The following is a 19,224-nucleotide window of genomic DNA, read 5'->3' on the forward strand; positions in this document are numbered from 1 at the left end:
AAGGTATGACGCGGGGATTTCCTGTGGGAATCGTGTGTGCCGTTGTGCGCCGCTATGTGCCGGTTACTTCGGCGCGCTGACCGTGACCAGCGCCGGGCGCAGCACGCGCTCGTTGATCGTGTAGCCCTTCTGCAGCACGCTCACCACGGTGTTGGGTTCCTGGTCGGCGGGGACCATCGAAATGGCCTGGTGCAGGTGCGGGTCGAACTTCGTGCCGGGTGCGGGGGCCACTTCGACCACCTTGTTGCGCTCCAGCGCGCTCTTGAGCTGGCGCAGCGTGGCCTCGGCGCCTTCGCGGATCTGCTCGGGCGTGGCGTCCTTGACGGCCAGGCCGGCTTCCAGGCTGTCGGTCACGGGCAGCAGGCTTTCGGCAAAGGCCTCGACGGCGAACTTGCGGGCCTTGCTGACTTCCTCGTCGGCGCGGCGACGGGCGTTCTGCACATCGGCCTGGGCGCGCAGGTACTGATCGGCAAGCTCGGCGTTCTTGGTCTGCAGCGCGGCGAGTTCGCCCTGGGCCACGGCCAGGGCGTCGAGCGCCTCGGCTTCATTGGCGAATTGCGCAGCCTCCAGTTCCTCGGGGCTCGGCTCGCCTTGCAGCATTTGAGAATTCTTCGCGGATTGTTGCGGGTCAGACATTTTTCAAAGAACCGGTACGGGCCGGAAAACAAACAACAGCCAGCCACATGGGGCTGGCCAGAGGCATTTCAAGCGAAAAAATGCGGCCAAATGGGCCGCAGGAGCACTGAAACTCAGGCAATTCAGCCGGGAACACCGCGGAACCGGCTTTGCCGGGCCGCAGGTGTTGCCCCCGGTAGGGGGTTGGCGAAGCGACACGAAGTGCGCGAAGCCTGGGGGCGAGCTTCGGTCAGTGGGCGTCGAGCAGTTCGACGTCGAACTTCAGGGTGGCGTTCGGGGGGATCACACCGCCGGCGCCGCGGGCGCCATAGCCCAGCGATGCGGGAATGATCAGCGTGCGCTTGCCGCCGATCTTCATGCCGGCCACGCCTTCGTCCCAGCCCTTGATGACCTGGCCCGCGCCCAGCGAGAAGGCGAAGGGATCGTTGCGGTCGCGGCTCGAGTCGAACTTGGCGCCTTGCACGCCGTCGTTATAGAGCCAGCCGGTGTAGTGCACATGCACGTGGTGACCGGCCTTGGCTTCGGCGCCGGTGCCGACTTCGGTGTCTTCGTATTGCAGGCCGGAGGGAGTGGTGGGCATGGGAAACGCTCCTTGCGTCGATGTGAGATCCGTGGATCGAAGGCGCGGAGTTTACCGAGGCCCGGCAGGCGGCCCTGCGGTCCGTCAGCCGTGGCCGGTGTCGTCGCCGGGCGCCGCGGGCGTAGGCGCAGGCGCCGCGAGGGGCTCGGGAGAGGGGGCCGCCGCAGGCGGAACCGCGGTTGCGGCGGGGGCGGCCGAGGTGGTCGGTGCGGCGGCGGCAGGCGCGGTTGCGGCAGCCTTCTTCATCTGGCCGAGCTGCCACTTGCCGGCGAAGGCCTGCAGGTCGGACAGGCGCTTGAGCAGGTCCTGCCCGCTGAGCGTGAGGCTGTAGCCGTCGCTGCCGTGGCCGACGAGGCCGGCTTCGCGCAGTTCCTTGATGCGGGTGTTGAGCGTGTTGGGAGTGATGCCGCCGACGCTGTCCTGCAGCAGCCGGAAGGTCTGCGCGTGTCCGTCGCGCAGCGCCCAGAGCACGCGCAGTGCATAGCGGGCTTCGAGCAGGGCGAGCAACTGGCTGACGGCTGCGTTTTCCTTGGTACTCATCGACATCATCTCCTCGAAGCTGGGCGGGCCGTCAGCCTGTGGGGCAGGGCGACGCCTCGCGTTCTTGTGGTTGGTATGAACCGTCTCGTTGGCCGGCGACTATAGCTCAATCGATGAGGATGCTACTAGTTTTGTAGCTGTCAAGGCAATCTGGATGCGGGTTGTGAGACAAAGCCTCACAAATTGGTGTATTCGGCCATGGCTTCGCCCAACCGGATCGCGCGGCCTGGCGACCACTGCGGGTTGAAGGCCAGCGCGGGCGCCGGGAAGAGCATGACGACGGTGGAGCCCAGCAAGAATCGGCCCATCTCGTCGCCCTTGCGGATGTCGATCTGCTGGTCGGCGTAGTGCCACTCGCGCAGCTCGCCCACGCGCGGAGGGTTGACCACGCCATGCCACACGGTGGCCATGCTGCCGACGATGGTGGCGCCCACGAGCACCAGCACGAAGGGGCCGCGCGCCGACTCGAAGACGCACACCACGCGTTCGTTGCGAGCGAAGAGGCCGGGCACGCCGCGCGCCGTCGTCGGATTCACCGAGAACAGGTCGCCCGGCACGTGGATCATGCGCACCAGCCGCCCGTCGCAGGGCATGTGGATGCGGTGGTAGTCCTTCGGACTCAGGTAGAGCGTGGCGAAGCTGCCGTGCGCGAACTTCGCGGCCAGCGTGGCGTCGCCGCCCACCAGCGCGGTGGTCGTGTAGTTGTGGCCCTTGGCCTGGAAGATCTGGTCGCCTTGAATTGCGCCGAACTGGCTGATCGCGCCGTCCACCGGGCAGATCAGGTCGGCCTGCGCGATGGGCCGGGCGCCGGGCTTGAGTTCGCGCGTGAAGAACTGGTTGAAGCTCTTGTAGTGGCTGATGTCCGACTCGAGCGCCTCGCCCATGTCCACGCCGTACTTGGCCACGAAGCGCCGGATGATCCAGGTCGTCACCGCCCCCCGCTCCTTGCCCGCGACCCAGCCGGCGAAATTGGTCAGGGCCTGTTTGGGAAACAGGTATTGGGGCAGTACGGCAGAGCGGTCGGACACGTGGGAAGGATCTGGAAAGCGGATCGGAGGGGCATTCTATAAAGGGCTTTTCGCCCGGGGCGTAGGAAGCTTCCCTTGGTTCGGCCCGCCTTCCATCGGCGGGCCCGTCAGTCCGCCTTGATCCCCGCCGCCTTGATCACCTGGGCCCACTTCTCCACCTCGGCCTTCTGGAAGGCCGCGATCTGCGTGGTGCTCAGGTCGGCCGGCTCCATGCCGAAGCCCTTGAGCTTGTCCTGCATCTCGGGCGTCGCGAGGATCTTGCGGATCTCCGTGTGCAGCCGGTCTACCACTGGCGCGGGCGTGTTCGCCGGCACGAAGATCGCCTGCCACGACACCACCTCGAAGTCCTGCAGCCCCGGCACGCCCGATTCGGCCACCGTCGGCACGTCGGGCATCGAGGCTAGCCGCTTCGCCGAGGTGACGGCGATCGCGCGCAGCTTGCCGCTCTGTATGTGCGGGCCGGCCACCACGGTGGTGTCGAACATCATGTCGACCTGTCCGCCGATCACGTCCTGGATCGCCGGGCCGCTGCCCTTGTACGGAATGTGCGTGAACTTCACGCCCGACTTGTAGGCCAGCAGTTCCAGCGCCAGATGCTGCGAGGTGCCCGTGCCGGCCGAGGCCGACGAGAGCCCGCCCGCCTTGCCCTTGCTGGCCGCGATCACGTCCTTCAGCGTCTTGTACGGGCTCGCCTGGTTCACCACCAGCACCACCGGGTTGGTACCGATCAGCGTCACCGGCGCGAACGACTTCTGCGGGTCGTAGCCCAGCTTCGGATACAGGCTGACGTTGATCGCGTGCGAGCTGATCGTGCCGCCCACCAGTGTGAAGCCGTCGGGCGCGGCGCGCGCGCCTATCTCCGAGCCCACGCTGCCGCCGGCACCGCCCTTGTTGTCGATGATCACGGTGGTGCCCAGCACCGGGCCGAGCTTCTGCCCGATCAGACGGCCCAGCACGTCGGTCGTGCCGCCCGCCGGGAACGGCACGAGGTACGTGATGGGCTTGCCCGTGGGCCAGGTGCCGCCGCCCTGCGCGAAGGCCACCGGAAGCGCGGTGGCGAGCGAAGAGGCGAGGGCGGTGCGGATGAGTGTGCGGCGTTGCATGTGAAAGTCTCCTTGGGTTGTCGGGTGGCTGGATGTGGTTGCGATGCGTCGGCCTCTCAGGGCATGTCGACGATCTCGATCCAGTTCGGGTTCTTGCCCACGTCCAGGTGCTGGGGCTTGCCCAGCGCGCCGGTGGCGTTGTCGATGGCGTAGAGCGAGATGCCGTTCGATTCCTGTCCCGCCGCGATCAGGTAGCGGCCGGTGGAATCGATGGCGAAGCCGCGCGGACCCTTCTCGGTCGGCGTCTGGCCCAGCGGCTGCAACTGCCCGGTGGCGGCATCGACCCTGAACGCCGACAGCGTGCTCGACGTGCGCTCCGATGCGTAGAGGAAGCGCCCGTCGGGCGTCAGGTGCAGGTCGGCGGCCCAGGGCTTGCCGGTGAAGCCGGCGGGGAGCGTGGTCGTGCTCTGCTCCAGCTTGAGCGTGCCGCGCGCGGCGTCCCATGCGAACACGTGCAGCGCGGCGTCGAGTTCGTCGAGCAGGTAGACATGGCGCTGCGCCTTGTCCCACACGAAGTGACGCGGGCCCGACTTCGCCGTGGTGCGGGTCAGCGGTGGATCGTTGGGCGAGAGCAGCCCCTTCTCCGCGTCGAAGCGCCAGCTCGACACGTTGTCGCCGCCCAGGCTGGTGGCGAGCACGAAGCGGTTGCTCGCGTCCGCGTGGATGGCGTGGGCGTTGGGCTCGGTCTGGATCAGCTGGTGGATGGGCCCCACGGCACCGTCCTTGCCGATGCCGTTGACCGTGATCTTCCCGCCCTGGTACGAAGCCGCGAACAGCCACCTGCCGCTCGCGTCGAGGTCGATGTTGGCCATGCTGTCGGCCAGCGGCGCCTCGGCCAGCTTCTGCAGCTTTCCGCTGGCACCGTCGATGGATAGCGCCGTCACGCGAAACGGCTGCGAGCGCAGCGCGGCGTACAGCACGCGCTTGTCGCGGCTCACCACCATCGGCATCACCGTGCCGCCCACGTTCAGCGTCTGCACCGGCTTGAGCGCGCCCTGGCTGCGGTCGAGCTCGAGCACCGAGATTTCCTGGCTGTCGGCGTTCGACACGTAGACCCAGGTGGCGGCCGATGCGGGTACCGCCGCGGCCAGCCACAGCAGCGATGCGATGGTCGTCTTCTTCATGGCTGCCGGCTCGCTCAGGGCTTGATGTTGAGTTTGGTGATGAGCTGCTTGAAGTACACGTTGTCCTTCGCCAGCGTCTCCTTGAACACCGCGCCGTCGGTATAGACATAGCCCAGGTTCTGCTTGTCCATCACCTCGTGCATCAGCGGTTCGGCGGCGGTCTTCGCGGTGATCTCGCGCAGCTTCGCCATCACTTCGGGTGGCGTGTTCTTCGGTGCGCCCAGGCCGCGCCAGGTGCCGATCGACAGGTCGATGCCGCGCTCCTTGGCGGTGGGCACCTTCTCGAAACCCTTTACGCGCTTGTCGGCCATCACCATCAGCACCTTGAGCTTGCCGCCCTGCACGTGCGTCGTCACCTCGGCCGGGCTCACCGCCACGGCTTCGATGTGGCCGCCCAGCAGCGCCAGCACCGCGGGCGCCGCGCCCTGGAAGGGGATGTGGCCGAACTTGGCGCCGGTCTTGTCTTCCAGCGCGGCGGCGGCAAGGTGCCAGATCGAGCCGTTGCCCGAGTTGCCCACGCGCACGCTCTCCGGCGACTTCTTGGCGGCGGCCAGGAACTCCTCGATGGTGTTCCACGGCGCATCGGCCTTCACCGTGATCGCGGCCGGGTCGGCGTTGAGCTGCGCGATGGGCTGGAAGTCGTCGTAGTTGAACTTGGCCAGCCCCAGGTGCGGCAGCGTCAGCAGCTCGACCGTGAGCACCGCGAGCTTGTAGCCGTCGGGCTTGGCGTTGATCACTTCCGTCCAGCCGATGGCGCCGCCCGCGCCGGGACGGTTGACGATCACGATGCTCTGCGAGATGTGCTTGCGGCTCGCCTCCGAGAAGGCGCGCGCCAGGCCGTCGGTGCCGCCGCCGGGCTGGTAGGGCACCAACAGCTCGATGGTGCGGTTCGGAAAATCGGCCTGTGCGGCGGCCGGTGCCGTCAGGCCGAGCGAGAGCGCGGCCGCGGCCGAGAGGGCGGCGATGCCGCGAATGAACTGCTTGCGTTTCATGATGTCCTTGTCTCCGTTGTTGTGGGTGAGTGTTGAAGTGTTGAAGAGCGTGGGTGCGCGTCAGGGCATGTACTGCCCGCCGTTCACCTCGATCACCTGCCCGGTGACGTAGCCTGAGAGTTGCTCCGATGCGAGGTAGAGGAACGCGCCCACGCATTCCTCGGGCTCGCCGATGCGGCCCATCGGAATGCTGGCGCGGAAGTTCTCCAGCATCGCGGGCGTCGAGAAGCGGTCCTGGAAGGGCGTCTGGATGACGCCCGGCGCCACCGCGTTCACGCGGATGCGGTCGCCCACCAGCTCCTTCGCCAGGCCGTGCGTCGCCGTGCTCACGAAGCCCTTCGAGCCTGCGTACAGGTAGGCGGAAGGCCCGCCGCCGGTGCGCGCCGCGACCGAGGTCACGTTGATGATGTTGCCGCCGCCGTTCTTGCGCATCAGCGGAACCACCTCGCGGCAGAACGCGAGCACCGAGCGCGCGTTGATGTGCAGCACCTCGTCGAAGAGGGCATCGTCGAACTCGGCGATCGGCACGCGCTTGACCAGGCTGCCCGCGTTGTTCACCAGCACGTCGATTCGGCCGCCGAACTGTGCCGAGGCCTGCTTCACGCATTCGCGGATCGCGCCGGTGTCGCGCACGTCGGCCTTCAGCGCGAAGGCGGTGCCGCCGGCCGCGCGGATGGTGTCGACCACCTGGTTCGCCGCGTCGGCGGAGCTGTTGTAGTGCACCGCCACGCGCATGCCGCGCGCGGCGAAGGCGATGGCCACCGCCGCGCCGATACCGGTGCTGGCGCCTGTAACGAGGGCAGTGCGGTCCTTGAGGTCTTCCATGAGGGGCTCCGTTGATGAAGAGGCTGATCGAAAGAAATCAGTGACGCGCGAATGCACGTCGAGCCGCGGCCGTGCCTCCTCAGGTCACGGGCGCGGGGTTGAAGAGCACGAGCGCGTTGTGCAGCTTCCAGTGCTCGGCCCAGGTCTTCCTGCGGCCGCTGGCCACGTCGAGCATCAGCCGGAAGAGCTCCCAGCCCACGTCCTCGATGCTGGCCTCGCCGTCGGCGATGCGCCCCGCGTTCACGTCCATCAGGTCGTGCCAGCGGCGCGCGAGGTCGCTGCGCGTGGCGACCTTGATCACCGGCACCTCGGCCAGCCCGTAGGGCGTGCCGCGTCCGGTGGTGAACACATGCAGGTTGATGCCGGCGGCCAGCTGCAGCGTGCCGCAGATGAAATCGCTGGCCGGCGTGGCGGTGTAGATCAGGCCCTTCTGCGCGGCCTTCTCGCCGGGCGCGAGCACGCCGGTGATGGGCGCCGAGCCCGACTTGACGATGGAGCCCATCGCCTTCTCGACGATGTTCGAGAGCCCGCCCTTCTTGTTGCCCGGCGTGGTGTTGGCGCTGCGGTCGACGAGGCCCTTCTTCAGGTAGGCGTCGTACCAGGCCATCTCGCGGATCATGGCCTCGGCCACCTCGGGCGTGGATGCGCGCGAGGTGAGCTGGTCGATGCCGTCGCGCACCTCGGTGGTCTCGGAGAACATCACGGTGGCGCCCGCGCGCACCAGCAGGTCGGTGCAGAAGCCCACGGCCGGATTCGCGGTGACGCCCGAGAAGGCGTCGCTGCCGCCGCACTGCACGCCCACCACCAGTTCGCTGGCGGGCACGGTCTCGCGCCTGCGTGCGTTGAGGCGGGCAAGGTGCTCGTCGGCCTGGCGCATGACCGAATCGATCATCGACATGAAGCCGACGTGCGCATCGTCCTGCAGGCAGACCACGTCGAGTTCGGCGTCGGCCTCGGCCTCTCCGCGCTTGTCGACGATGGGAATGCTCCCCGGCGGCAGCAGCCGCTCGGGCTGCAGCTTCTCGCAACCCAGGCTCACCACCATCACCTCGCCGCCGAAGTTGGGGTTGAGGCTGATGTTGCGCAGCGTGCGGATCGGCACGATGGCGTCGGGCGCGTCGATGGCCACGCCGCAGCCGTAGGTGTGCTCCAGCGCCACCACGTCGTCGACGTTGGGGTACTTCGGCAGCAGCTCGGTCTTGATGCGCTGCACCGCGAACTCGGTGACGCCCGCCACGCACTGCACCGTCTGCGTGATGGCCAGGATGTTGCGCGTGCCCACCGAGCCATCGGCATTGCGATAGCCCTCGAAGGTGTAGCCCTCCAGCGGCGCGAGGGCAGGGGGCTTGACGGTGGCGATGGGCAGGCCGTCGAGCTCGGGCGCGGTCGGCATGCGCATCACGCGCTCGTGCACCCAGCTGCCGCGCGGCAGCGCCTTCAGCGCGTAGCCGATCACCACGTCGTAGCGGCGGATGGCGTCGCCTTCGGCCAGGTCGACCAGCGCGACCTTGTGGCCCTGCGGCACGTTGTCCACCAGCCGCAGGCCGTCGGCGAACTCCGCGCCGGCCTTCAGCCCGCCGTCGTTGGCGACGATGGCGACGTTGTCTGCCGCATGGATGCGGATGTAGAGCGGTGGGCGGGTGGTCTCGGTCATCGCGGGATCTTCCTTGCCTTGCTTACTTCACTACCATGAACATGCTGGGAAGCCATGTGGAGAACGCGGGCACGAAGGTGACCACCCCCAGTGCGAAGATCAGCGCGCCGTAGAACGGCCAGATGGTGCGCATCACCGTTCCCACCGACACCCCGCCGATCGCGCAGCCGACGAACTGCGTCGTGCCCACGGGCGGCGTGTTCAGGCCCAGCGCGCAGTTGATGAGCATCACGATGCCGAACTGCACCGAGGTCATGCCGTACTGCTGCGCGATGGGCAGGAAGATGGGCGTGCACAGCAGGATGGTGGCCGCCATGTCCAGGAAGGTGCCCAGCACGAACAGGATGATGTTGATGAGCAGGAAGATCACCCACGGCGTGCTCGTTACCTGCGACAGCATCTGGCCAGTGAGCTCGGCCACGCCGTACAGGCTGATGAGGTAGCCGAAGGTGCTGGAGATGCCGATCAGCAGCAGGATCACGCCGGTGGTGCGCACCGCCTTCGAGGCGGCCTTGATGAAGTGCTCCCACTTCAGCGTGCGGTACACGAAGATCGTGAGGCCCAGCGCGTAGAGCACCGCCACCGCCGCCGATTCGGTCGCGGTGAAGATGCCCGACAGGATGCCGCCCAGGATCAGCAGCACCACGAACAGGCCCGGCAGCGCCGCTGCGAACGAGCGCCCCACGATGGCCCAGCCGGGGAAGGTGCCGGCCGGGTAGCCGCGCTTCACCGCCACCAGGTAGGCGGCCACGAGGTTGCTGATGGTGAGCACCGCAGCCGGCAGCAGGGCCGCCAGGATCAGCGCCGCGATCGACACCTTTCCGCCCGCGGCCAGCGAATAGATGATGAGGTTGTGGCTGGTCGGCATCAGCGCGCCCACCAGTGCCGCGTGGGTCGTCACGTTGACCGCGTAGTCGGCGTGATAGCCCTCCTTCTTCATCATCGGGATCATCACGGCGCCCATGGCCGAGACGTCCGCCACGGGCGAGCCAGAGACGCCGCCGAACAGCGTGCAGGCCACCACGTTCGACATGCCGAGGCCGCCGCGCACGTGGCCCACCAGGTCGCGCGCCAGGTTGACGATGCGGTCGGCGATGCCGCCGTAGAGCATCAGCTCGCCGGCGAAGATGAAGAACGGGATGGCGAGGAACGAGAAGATGCCCATGCCCGAGGTCATCTGCTGGAAGCCGACCGCCAGTGGCAGGCCTTCATAGAGCAGTGTGGCCAGGGCAGATAGGCCGATGGAAAAAGCCACCGGCACGCCCAGCAGGAGGAAGAGCGTGAACGAGAGGCAGAGAATCAACAGAGGAATGGTCATGGTGGCTCAGCCCCAGGCGGGTTCTACTTCGCGGCCTTGAGCGAGCGCGATGATGTGTTCGATGGAGAAGAGGACGATCAGCACGCCCGAGACGGAGGCCGGCACGTACTTCCAGCCTTCGGAGATCCACAGCGTGGGCAGGCGGTATTCCCAGACCGAACCGGCCAGCTCGGCGCAGTTCCAGGCCATGGCCAGGCCGAACACCAGGATCAGCGCGTGGATGAGGTATTCCATCTTCAGCCGCAGCCAGTCGGGCGCGAGGACGAGGAAGGATTCGAGTCCGATGTGGCCCGCGTCGCGCACGCCCACGGCCACGCCGAGCATGGTGACGTAGAGCACCAGCAGCAGCGCGAGGCTTTCGGCCCAGGTGGGGGTGTTGTTGAGCACGTAGCGGCCGAACACCTGCCAGCTCACGGCGCAGATCACCGCGACGAGGCCCAGGATGCCCAACCACATGCATGCACGCGCGAGGGTGCGGCAGAGTTTGGTGTACATATTTTCCAGCGCAAGAGATGGTGGGGGGCTGCCCATTCGTGAAACACCGAGGAACCGGCTTCGCCGGGCCTCAGGTGTTGCCCCCGGTAGGGGGTGGCGGCTACACGAAGTGAGCAAGCCTGGGGGCGAGCCCTATTTCGTGTCTTGCACGCGCTTGACCAGGTCCTTGAGCTTCGCGTCGGTGATGAACTTGTCGTACACCGGCTTCATCGCCGCCTGGAACGGAGCCTTGTCGACTTCGATGATCTCGGCACCGCCGGCCTTCACCGTGGCCAGCGACTTCACTTCGCGCTCTTCCCACTGCTTGCGCATGTAGGGCACCGACTCCTTGGCGGCCTGGCGGATCCAGCCCTGTTCCTCGGCGGAGAGCTTGTCCCACGCGCGCTTGGAGAACAGCAGCATCTCGGGCGCCATCGAGTGCTCGGTCTTGCTGTAGTACTTGGCCACTTCGAAGGCGCGCGCGCTTTCGTACGTGGGGTAGTTGTTCTCGGCGGCGTCGATCAGCCCGGTCTTCAGGCCGGTGTAGACCTCGCCCATGGGCATCGGCGTGGCGTTGGCGCCCATGGCTTCCAGCATCGACACCCACAGGTCGGACTGCTGCACGCGAACCTTCAGGCCCTTCATGTCGGCGAAGCTGCGCACCGGCTTCTTGGCGGTGAACATCGAGCGCGCGCCGCTGTCGTAGTAGGCCAGGCCCACGAAGCCCTGCTTCTCGCAAGACTTCAGGATCTCCTCGCCGATCGGGCCGTCGAGCACCTTGTGCAGGTGGTCGACCGAGCGGAACAGGAAGGGCATGGTCGGCACCTGCGTCTCGGGGCAGATGTTGTTCATCGGCGCGATGTTCACGCGCACCATCTGCAGCGCGCCGATCTTGGTCTGCTCGATCGTGTCCTTCTCGCTGCCGAGCGCACTGTTGTTGAACACCTTGATGCTGTGCTTGCCGCCCGACAGCGCCTTCAGCCGCTCGCTCATGAACTTCACCGCGGTCACGGTGGGGTAGTCGTCGGGATGGATGTCGGCCGAACGGAACTCGGTGGCGTGTGCAGCCATGGTGGTCAGCGCGGCTGCTGCGCACGCGGAAATTGCGATCAGGGTCTTCTTGGCGAATTTCATTTGTCTCGTCCTCTTGCTTGGTGGTTGTTGAAAAAAGGTTCAGCTGCCGAAGGCCGGTTCCGGAACGCCCTGCGCGCCGGGCCGCAGTGCGAAGACGCCGCCGGCCAGCGGCTGGTCGCTCAGGTCGATGCCGCCGGGGCGGATCGAGGTGACGAACAGGGTGTCGAGTCCCGCGCCGCCGAAGGCGCACATGGCGGGCTTCTTCACCGGCACTTCGAGCGAGCGGTCGAGCCGGCCGTCGGGCGTGAAGCGGTGCACCAGGCCGGCGTCGTTGCCGCAGATCCAGTAGCAGCCGTCGGTGTCCATGGCGGCGCCGTCGGGGCGGCCGGGCAGGGGCTTCATGTCGACGAACAGGCGGCGGTTGCCGGGCGTGCCGGTTTCCGTGTCGTAGTCGAAGGCCCAGACGGCCTGCACGGCGGGGTGCGAATCCGAGAGGTACATCGTGCGGCCGTCGGGGCCGAAGGCCAGGCCGTTGGGCACGATGAAGTCGTCGAGGCGCAAGGTGGCGTTGCTGTCGCCCTTGCCGTAGCTGTAGAGGCGGCCGACGCGCGAGCCGGCGGCCATGTCGAGCAGCATGGTGCCGGCCCAGAAGCGGCCCTGGCGATCGCAGCGGCCGTCGTTGAAGCGCATGGCGGGTGCCGCGTGCTCGACAGGGGCGAGCGAGGCGGCGGCCAGCGTGCCGTCGGCCTGCGGCTTGAGCGAGAAGAGGCCGCTTTCCATGCCGGCGATCCACTCGCCGGGTGCATCGGTGCGCGGCGCGATGCAGGCGATCATCTCGTCGGCCTTCCACTGCGCATGGCCTTCGCTCGCATGCCAGCGGTTCAGCGTGCGTGCCGGAATGTCGACCCAGTACAGCGCCTGCTGTGCGGCATGCCACACCGGGCTTTCGCCGGTGCCGTTGCGCGCGTCGAGGACGAGTTCAGCTTGCATCGCCTCAATCGCCGAATGGGCCCTGTGCGGTGAAGGCGCCGCCCTGGTAGATGGCGTTCGGGTCGGTCGGCGCCACGGGAGGTTGCTGCTCGACCTTGTCGCGGAATACTTCGGAGCCGTCCTGCGGCACGAAGCCCAGGTGCGCGGCGGCGCTGTTGTCCCACCACACGTCGCGGTTGCTCGACATGCCGTAGACCACGGTGTGCTTCACGTCGGGCGTGAACAGCGACTTCTCGATCAGCGAAGTCAGGTCGCGGTAGCTGAGCCAGGTGCTCATCATCCGACGGTTGGCCGGCTCGGGGAACGAGGAGCCGATGCGGATGCTCACCGTCTCGATGCCCCAGCGGTCGAAATAGAACTGGGCCACGTCCTCGCCGAAGGACTTCGACAGGCCGTAGTAGCCGTCGGGCCGGCGCGCGGCGTGGGCGTCGATGTGCTCGCTCTGCTTGTAGAAGCCGATCACGTGGTTCGAGCTCGCGAACACGACGCGCTTCACGCCGTGGCGGCGCGCTGCCTCGTAGATGTGGAACACGCCCTTGATGTTGGCCTCGAGGATTTCCTCGAACGGCCGCTCGACCGACACGCCACCCAGGTGGACGATGGCGTCGCAGCCCTCGACCAGCGCGTGCACCGCGGCCTTGTCCGAGAGATCGCAGGGCACGACTTCCTCGTGCGCATCGGCGGCCGGCGAAAGCGCGGCGATGTCCGACAGCCGCAGCACGTTCGCAAAAGGCTTGAGCCGCTCGCGCAGCACCTTGCCGAGCCCGCCGGCCGCGCCGGTCAGCAGGAGGCGGTTCATCTTGTTGTTGTCTGTCATGGTTGCCCGTCCTTGCGCGCGGGAGTCATGGTTTTCGAGGGGCTGCCGTCACGGCGTACTTCCTGAAGCGGCCGGTACGATGCCGACGGAGCGAAGTCGAAGGGGCGCTGCATGTCGGTGTCGTGAAGACCGGAAAACCGCCGGCGCATCGGCCTGCGACTCCTGGGAGTTGAGTGATAAGTTATCTGTTGTCGTACAACTAGTTTGGAGATTATCATCGTGGCCATGGTTCAGTCGACTGCGGGTAATCCCTTGGTGGCGGAAGCGCCGGTGGAAACGGCTTCCGTTGCTCCTTCCTTCGTGGGGCGTCCGCGCCAGCGCGCGCGGGGGCTGGCTCACGGGCTGGTGGAAGACCTCGGCGAGAAGATCCGCAACCAGTCGCTGCGGCCGGGAGACAAGCTCCCGACCGAGTCGGCCATCATGCAGGCCTACGGCGTGAGCCGCACCGTGGTGCGCGAGGCGCTGTCGAAGCTGCAGGCCGCCGGGCTCGTCGAAACGCTGCACGGCGTGGGCACCTTCGTGCTGCAGCCGCGCACGGGCGGGGTGTTTCGCCTCGATCCGGGCGAGATCGCCGCCTCGGTCGACGTGCTGGCCGTGCTGGAGCTGCGCATCAGCCTGGAGACCGAATCGGCCGGCCTCGCCGCCAGCCGCCGCACCGACGAGCAACTCGTCGCAATGCGCCAGGCGCTCGACGACTTCGAGCGCAACGTGGTCGTGGCGGGCGACACGGTGGGGCCGGACTTCCGCTTCCACCTGCAGATCGCCGAGTCGACCGGCAACCCCTATTTCGCGGACATCATGCGGCACCTGGGCACCACGCTCATTCCGCGTACCCGCATCAGCGCCATCCGCACGCACGAGGGCGGGGCGCCTTACCTGAGCCGCGTCAACCGCGAGCACGAAGAGATCTACGCGGCCATCGCTCGGCGCGACCCCGAGTCGGCGCGCGCCGCCATGCGCATCCATCTGACCAACAGCCGCGAGCGGCTGCGCATGGCTCAGGAAGCCGCGCAGCAGAAGGCGAAGGCTGATGCCTCCGCCGGGGCCGATGCGCCCGCGCCGTCGTCCGACGGCACCCCCTCGCACTGATCCTCCGCTGATTTTTCTTGTCCGCCATGCTGGACAAGTCATCTTTCTAGTTGTACGATGACTGATAACTTGTGCGATCAGTCATCAGTCGTGCGAGCCATGACGACCATCGAACAACAGGAGGCAGCATGACCATCAACCGACGCGGCGCATTGGGCGCCGCCCTGGCCACGACGCTGGCCGCCAGCCTGCCGATGCGCTCCCTCGCCCAGGGAGCCCAAGGCGCGCAGGGCGGCACCGGCAACTGGCCCTCGAAGCCGATCCGCATCATCGTTCCGTACCCGCCGGGCGGTTCGTCCGACATCATTGCGCGCGCCATCAGCCAGCCTCTGTCGGAGGCGCTGGGCCAGTCGGTCATCATCGACAACCGCGCGGGCGCCAACGGCAACCTCGGCGCCGACCTGCTGGCCAAGGCGCCGGCCGACGGCTACACGCTGATGCTGTGCGACCTCGGCGCGCTGGCCATCAGCCCGTCCCTCTATCCCAAGCTGCCTTTCGATCCGTCGAAGGACCTGCGCAGCGTGGCCATGCTGGCCTACTCGCCGCACCTGCTGGTGGTGCATCCCTCGGTGCAGGCGAACACGCTGAAGGAGCTCGTCGAGTTCTCGAAGAAGAGCGACCTCAATTTCGCCGTCACCGCCAGCGGCAGCACCGCGCACCTCGCGGGCATCGAGCTGCAGCGCCGGGTCGGCGCCAAGTGGGAATACGTGCCCTACAAGGGCGGCGTGCAGGCGGTGCTCGACACCGTCGCGGGCCAGACGCAGGTGCTCATGAACGGCATGCTCGCCACCTACCCGCAGGTGCAGGCCGGCAAGCTCAAGCTGATCGCGGTTTCCAAGGCCACGCGCATGCCGCTGATCGGCAATGTGCCGACCATCGCGGAGCAGGGCGCTCCCGGCTACGAGTCGGGCACCTGGCAGGGCATGGTCGCGGCGCGTGGCGTGCCCGACGCGGTGGTCGCGCGCTTCAACCGCGAGCTGGTCCGCATCATCCGCACCGCCGACATCCGGGCCCGCCTCGCGGGGCAGGGCGCCGAGGTCGTGACCATGACTCCGGCCGAGCAGGACCAGTTCTTCGCCAAGGAGCGCGCGCGCTGGGCGCAAGTCGTCAAGGAGGCCAACGTCAGGCTCGACTGACCGGCTTCCTCATCCCCTCTTTTTCATTTTTCGAATCTTCACTGGACGTTCCCGATGAATCCGCAAGAACTCAAGACCATCATGGGCTCCGGCCTGCTCTCGTTCCCGCTGACCGACTTCGACAGCAACGGCGACTTCAACAAGAAGGGCTACGAGCAGCGCCTCGAATGGCTCGCCCCCTACGGCGCGAGCGCGCTGTTCGCGGCCGGCGGCACCGGCGAGTTCTTCTCGCTCACCGGCGACGAGTACCCCGGCATCATCAAGACCGCGGTCGACACCTGCCGCGGCGTGGTGCCGATCATCGCGGGCGCCGGCGGCCCCACACGCTTCGCCATCCAGTGCGCGCAGGCCGCCGAGAAGGCCGGCGCGCACGGCATCCTGCTGCTGCCGCACTACCTCACCGAGGCCGGCCAGGAGGGCCTGGCTGCGCACGTCGAGGCCGTGTGCAAGAGCGTGAAGTTCGGCGTGATCGTCTACAACCGCGCCACCAGCCGCCTGAAGCCCGACACGCTGGCCGCGCTGGCCGAGCGCAACCCCAACCTCGTCGGCTTCAAGGACGGCGTGGGCGACATCGAGGCCATGGTCGCCATCTACCAGAAGATGGGTGACCGCTTCGCCTACCTGGGCGGCTTGCCCACCGCCGAGGTCTACGCTGCCGCCTACAAGGCGATGGGCACGCCGGTGTATTCGTCGGCCGTCTTCAACTTCATTCCGAAGACCGCCATGGACTTCTACAGGGCCGTCGCCGCCGACGACCTGCCGACGCAGCACCGCCTGCTGAAGAACTTCTTCATGCCGTATCTCGAGCTGCGCAACCGCGTGCCCGGCTATGCCGTGAGCATCGTGAAGGCCGGCGCGAAGATCGTCGGCCACGACGCCGGCCCCGTGCGCGCGCCTCTCACCGACCTGAAGCCCGCCGAGATGGAGCAGCTCAAGGCGCTGATCGACTCGCTCGGCCCGCAGTAAGCCGCGCCAGCCTGAAGACGAAACCACAACAACGGAGACAAGACAACATGTTCCTCAAGAAGCTCTTTCTGGTCGCCGCCTCGGCAGCCCTGTTCTCGGCCTGCTCGGTGATGCCCTCGGGCAATGCCGCGTCGGCCGCGCCCGAAGTGGCCGCCGCCGCCGAGCGCCTGCGCATCGCGATGATCGACCCCACCGCTCCCGCATTGGGCGCGCTGGTGGCCGACGACCTCAGCTATGGCCACTCCGGCGGCAAGGTCGACACCAAGACCAGCTTCATCGCCGACCTGCTCGACGGCAAGTCCGACTTCGTGACCATCGCCATCACCGACCAGACCGTCAAGGTGGTCGACGGCAACACCGCCATCGTGCGCCACACGCTCACGGCCGACACCAACGACTCGGGCAAGCCCGGCAAGGTGGCGTTGAAGATCCTGGGCGTCTGGCAGAAGCAGGGCGGCAGCTGGAAGCTGTTGGCCCGGCAGGCTGTGAGGATCTAGGTCGAATGAAGAAGAGAGTCCTTCTTGGGGCGGCCCTCGCGGCTGCCTCGGCGGTGCTGCTGCCCCGGGTCGCCTCGGCGCAGTCCGACGCATGGCCGCAGCAGAAGCCGGTGACCATCGTCGTGCCGTTCCCGGCCGGCGGCTCCACCGACATGGTCGCGCGCGCCATCGCGCTGCAGCTGCAGACCAGGCTCGGCGGCAGCTTCGTCGTCGACAACCGGCCCGGCGCCACCGGCACCATCGGCGCGGGCCAGGTCAAGCGCGCTGCGCCCGACGGCTACACGCTGCTGGTGTCCTCGCTCGGCGCCTTCGTCGTCACGCCGCACCTGCAGAAGAGCGTGCCCTACGACGCGACGAAAGACTTCGACTACATCAGCGTGCCCGTGCAGGCGCCCAACGTGCTCGTCGCGAACGTCGCGCGGCCCGAACACACGGTGGCCGACGTGCTGACGCTGCTGCGCAAGACGCCGGGCAAGGTCTCGTTCGCGAGCTCGGGCAACGGCTCCTCCGACCATCTCTCGGCCGAGCTCTTCTGGCAGCAGACGAAGACCGAAGGCGTGCACGTGCCCTACAAGGGCGGGGCGCCGGCGGTCAACGACCTGCTGGGCAACCAGGTCGACTTCTCGTTCCAGAACGTCAATGCCGTGCTGCCGCACATCCGGGCCGGCAAGCTGCGCGCCATTGCCGTCACTGGCGACAAGCGCTCGCCCGTGCTGCCTGACGTGCCCACGCTGGCCGAGGCCGGCGTGAAGGGGGCCGAGGTCTATTCGTGGCAGGGCATGGCTGCGCCCAAGGGCCTGCCGCCCGCCGTGAAGAAGAAGCTGAGCGACGCGGTCATCGCCGCCATGCAAGACCCTGAGACGAAGAAACGCATGCTCGACCAGGGCCTGGAGATCGTCGCCAGCACCCCCGAAGAATTCACCGCCTTCCAGTTGCGCGAATGGACGCGTTGGAAGACATTGATCGACACCCGCCACATCACCGCAGACTGAAGCACGCAGCCCGAAGATGACAAGCCCTGAATCCGTTGTTTCCAAAGCCGTGACAGGCGCCCCCGTCGTCACCGGCATGCGCGTGGTACCCGTCGCGGGCCACGACAGCATGCTGATGAACCTGAGCGGCGCGCATGGCCCGTTCTTCACGCGCAACCTGCTGATCCTGACCGACAGCGCCGGCCACACCGGCGTGGGCGAAGTGCCCGGCGGCGAGAAGATCCGCCAGACGCTGGAAGACGCGCGCGATCTCATCGTCGGCCAGCCCATCGGCCGCCACAACGCGATCCTCAACAGCATGCGCAGCGCTTTTGCCGGCCGCGACAGCGGCGGGCGCGGCCTGCAGACATTCGACCTGCGCGTGACCATCCATGCGGTCACCGCCGTCGAAGCCTCGCTGCTCGACCTGCTGGGCCAGTTCCTCGAAGTGCCCGTGGCGGCCCTGCTCGGCGAAGGCCAGCAGCGCGACGCGGTGCAGATGCTCGGCTATCTTTTCTACGTGGGCGACCGCAGGAAGACCGATCTGCCTTACGAGAGCGACCCCGGCGCCGACAACGACTGGTTCCGCCTGCGCCACGAGGAAGCCATGACGCCCGAGGCCATCGTGCGCCTGGCCGAGGCCACGCATGCGCGCTACGGTTTCACCGACTTCAAGCTCAAGGGCGGCGTGCTGCGCGGCGAGGAAGAGGTCGAGGCGATCCGTGCGCTGCACGAGCGCTTTCCGAATGCCCGCGTCACGCTCGACCCCAACGGCGGCTGGCTGCTGCAGGACGCGATCCGCCTGTGCCGCGACCTGCACGGCGTGATGGCCTATGCCGAAGACCCGTGCGGCGCCGAGGGCGTGTTCTCGGGCCGCGAGGTGATGGCCGAGTTCCGCCGCGCCACCGGGCTGCCGACCGCGACCAACATGGTCGCCACCGACTGGCGCGAGATGGTGCACAGCCTCTCGCTGCAGTCTGTCGACATCCCGCTGGCCGATCCGCATTTCTGGACCATGCAGGGCTCGGTGCGCGTGGCGCAGCTGTGCCAGGCCTGGGGCCTGACCTGGGGCTCGCACTCGAACAACCACTTCGACGTGTCGCTCGCGATGTTCACCCATGTGGCCGCTGCGGCGCCGGGCAAGGTGACCGCCATCGACACGCACTGGATCTGGCAGGACGGCCAGCGCCTGACGAAGGCGCCTCTGCAGATCGAGGACGGCTTCGTGAAGGTGCCCACGCGCGGCGGCCTGGGCGTGGAACTCGACATGGACGAGGTCGAGAAAGCGCACCAGCTGTACCTGAAGCACGGCCTCGGCGCGCGCAACGACGCGCAGGCCATGCAGTACCTGATTCCGGGATGGACCTTCGACAACAAGAAGCCCTGCATGGTCAGGTAAAGGCGTAGTCT

The 19,224-nt window shown here is 67.4% G+C and carries 19 protein-coding genes and 1 pseudogene; 6 read left to right on the forward strand and 14 right to left on the reverse strand.

Annotated elements, in window-relative coordinates:
* Positions 1–63: 63 nt before the first annotated feature.
* The 14 genes and pseudogenes from grpE to EJP69_RS23835 all read right to left on the reverse strand — a co-directional run bounded on the left by grpE (position 64) and on the right by EJP69_RS23835 (position 13,155).
* A complete protein-coding gene (gene grpE, locus EJP69_RS23770; protein WP_093203547.1) occupies positions 64–636 on the reverse strand; it encodes a nucleotide exchange factor GrpE in 573 nt (190 codons plus the stop codon).
* Between the two features lie 229 nt (positions 637–865).
* A complete protein-coding gene (locus tag EJP69_RS23775) occupies positions 866–1,216 on the reverse strand; it encodes an FKBP-type peptidyl-prolyl cis-trans isomerase (RefSeq protein ID WP_019655816.1) in 351 nt (116 codons plus the stop codon).
* A 237-nt stretch (positions 1,217–1,453) separates the two neighbouring features.
* Positions 1,454–1,756: pseudogene (locus EJP69_RS30020) on the reverse strand (winged helix-turn-helix transcriptional regulator); the annotation flags it as partial.
* A gap of 176 nt (positions 1,757–1,932) precedes the next feature.
* A complete protein-coding gene (gene asd / locus EJP69_RS23785) occupies positions 1,933–2,784 on the reverse strand; it encodes an archaetidylserine decarboxylase (protein ID WP_126472732.1) in 852 nt (283 codons plus the stop codon).
* Positions 2,785–2,891: 107 nt separating this feature from the next.
* Entirely contained in the window at positions 2,892–3,887 is a 996-nt protein-coding gene (locus EJP69_RS23790; protein ID WP_126472733.1) for a Bug family tripartite tricarboxylate transporter substrate binding protein, read from the reverse strand.
* 56 nt (positions 3,888–3,943) lie between these two features.
* The gene (locus tag EJP69_RS23795; RefSeq protein WP_126472734.1) at positions 3,944–5,011 is read right to left on the reverse strand and encodes a lactonase family protein; all 1,068 of its coding nucleotides are present in this window, start codon (positions 5,009–5,011) and stop codon (positions 3,944–3,946) included.
* 14 nt (positions 5,012–5,025) lie between these two features.
* Entirely contained in the window at positions 5,026–6,003 is a 978-nt protein-coding gene (locus EJP69_RS23800; protein ID WP_126472735.1) for a Bug family tripartite tricarboxylate transporter substrate binding protein, read from the reverse strand.
* Between the two features lie 60 nt (positions 6,004–6,063).
* The gene (locus EJP69_RS23805; RefSeq protein ID WP_093203534.1) at positions 6,064–6,828 is read right to left on the reverse strand and encodes an SDR family NAD(P)-dependent oxidoreductase; all 765 of its coding nucleotides are present in this window, start codon (positions 6,826–6,828) and stop codon (positions 6,064–6,066) included.
* Between the two features lie 79 nt (positions 6,829–6,907).
* On the reverse strand, positions 6,908–8,482 hold the full coding sequence (garD, locus tag EJP69_RS23810; RefSeq protein ID WP_093203529.1) for a galactarate dehydratase: 1,575 nt from the start codon (positions 8,480–8,482) through the stop codon (positions 6,908–6,910).
* A gap of 22 nt (positions 8,483–8,504) precedes the next feature.
* Positions 8,505–9,800 (reverse strand): TRAP transporter large permease, encoded by a 1,296-nt coding sequence (locus EJP69_RS23815; protein ID WP_126472736.1) that lies wholly within the window; start codon positions 9,798–9,800, stop codon positions 8,505–8,507.
* Positions 9,801–9,806: 6 nt separating this feature from the next.
* Positions 9,807–10,295: a TRAP transporter small permease gene (locus EJP69_RS23820; RefSeq protein ID WP_093203521.1), complete on the reverse strand. Its 489-nt coding sequence runs from the start codon at positions 10,293–10,295 to the stop codon at positions 9,807–9,809.
* A gap of 132 nt (positions 10,296–10,427) precedes the next feature.
* Entirely contained in the window at positions 10,428–11,408 is a 981-nt protein-coding gene (locus EJP69_RS23825; protein WP_019655825.1) for a TRAP transporter substrate-binding protein, read from the reverse strand.
* 39 nt (positions 11,409–11,447) lie between these two features.
* The gene (locus EJP69_RS23830; protein WP_126472737.1) at positions 11,448–12,338 is read right to left on the reverse strand and encodes an SMP-30/gluconolactonase/LRE family protein; all 891 of its coding nucleotides are present in this window, start codon (positions 12,336–12,338) and stop codon (positions 11,448–11,450) included.
* 4 nt (positions 12,339–12,342) lie between these two features.
* Complete coding sequence (locus EJP69_RS23835) at positions 12,343–13,155, reverse strand: NAD-dependent epimerase/dehydratase family protein (protein ID WP_126472738.1); 813 nt, start codon at positions 13,153–13,155, stop codon at positions 12,343–12,345.
* A 225-nt stretch (positions 13,156–13,380) separates the two neighbouring features.
* On the opposite strand from EJP69_RS23835, the gene EJP69_RS23840 reads away from it, so the two are divergent.
* The 6 genes from EJP69_RS23840 to gudD all read left to right on the forward strand — a co-directional run bounded on the left by EJP69_RS23840 (position 13,381) and on the right by gudD (position 19,213).
* Positions 13,381–14,244 (forward strand): FadR/GntR family transcriptional regulator, encoded by an 864-nt coding sequence (locus EJP69_RS23840; protein ID WP_126472739.1) that lies wholly within the window; start codon positions 13,381–13,383, stop codon positions 14,242–14,244.
* 128 nt (positions 14,245–14,372) lie between these two features.
* A complete protein-coding gene (locus EJP69_RS23845) occupies positions 14,373–15,380 on the forward strand; it encodes a Bug family tripartite tricarboxylate transporter substrate binding protein (protein ID WP_093203511.1) in 1,008 nt (335 codons plus the stop codon).
* A gap of 54 nt (positions 15,381–15,434) precedes the next feature.
* The gene (gene kdgD / locus EJP69_RS23850) at positions 15,435–16,346 is read left to right on the forward strand and encodes a 5-dehydro-4-deoxyglucarate dehydratase (RefSeq protein ID WP_093203508.1); all 912 of its coding nucleotides are present in this window, start codon (positions 15,435–15,437) and stop codon (positions 16,344–16,346) included.
* A gap of 47 nt (positions 16,347–16,393) precedes the next feature.
* Complete coding sequence (locus EJP69_RS23855; RefSeq protein ID WP_093203506.1) at positions 16,394–16,843, forward strand: nuclear transport factor 2 family protein; 450 nt, start codon at positions 16,394–16,396, stop codon at positions 16,841–16,843.
* Between the two features lie 5 nt (positions 16,844–16,848).
* Positions 16,849–17,835, forward strand: a complete 987-nt coding sequence (locus tag EJP69_RS23860; RefSeq protein WP_126472740.1) for a Bug family tripartite tricarboxylate transporter substrate binding protein — start codon at positions 16,849–16,851, stop codon at positions 17,833–17,835.
* 16 nt (positions 17,836–17,851) lie between these two features.
* Positions 17,852–19,213 carry a glucarate dehydratase gene (gene gudD / locus EJP69_RS23865; RefSeq protein ID WP_126472741.1) on the forward strand — a complete coding sequence of 454 codons (1,362 nt, stop codon included), beginning with the start codon at positions 17,852–17,854 and terminating at the stop codon, positions 19,211–19,213.
* Positions 19,214–19,224: the final 11 nt, after the last annotated feature.

Origin of the sequence: Variovorax gossypii (assembly GCF_003965815.1) — a bacterium.
Lineage (GTDB): Bacteria > Pseudomonadota > Gammaproteobacteria > Burkholderiales > Burkholderiaceae_C > Variovorax > Variovorax gossypii.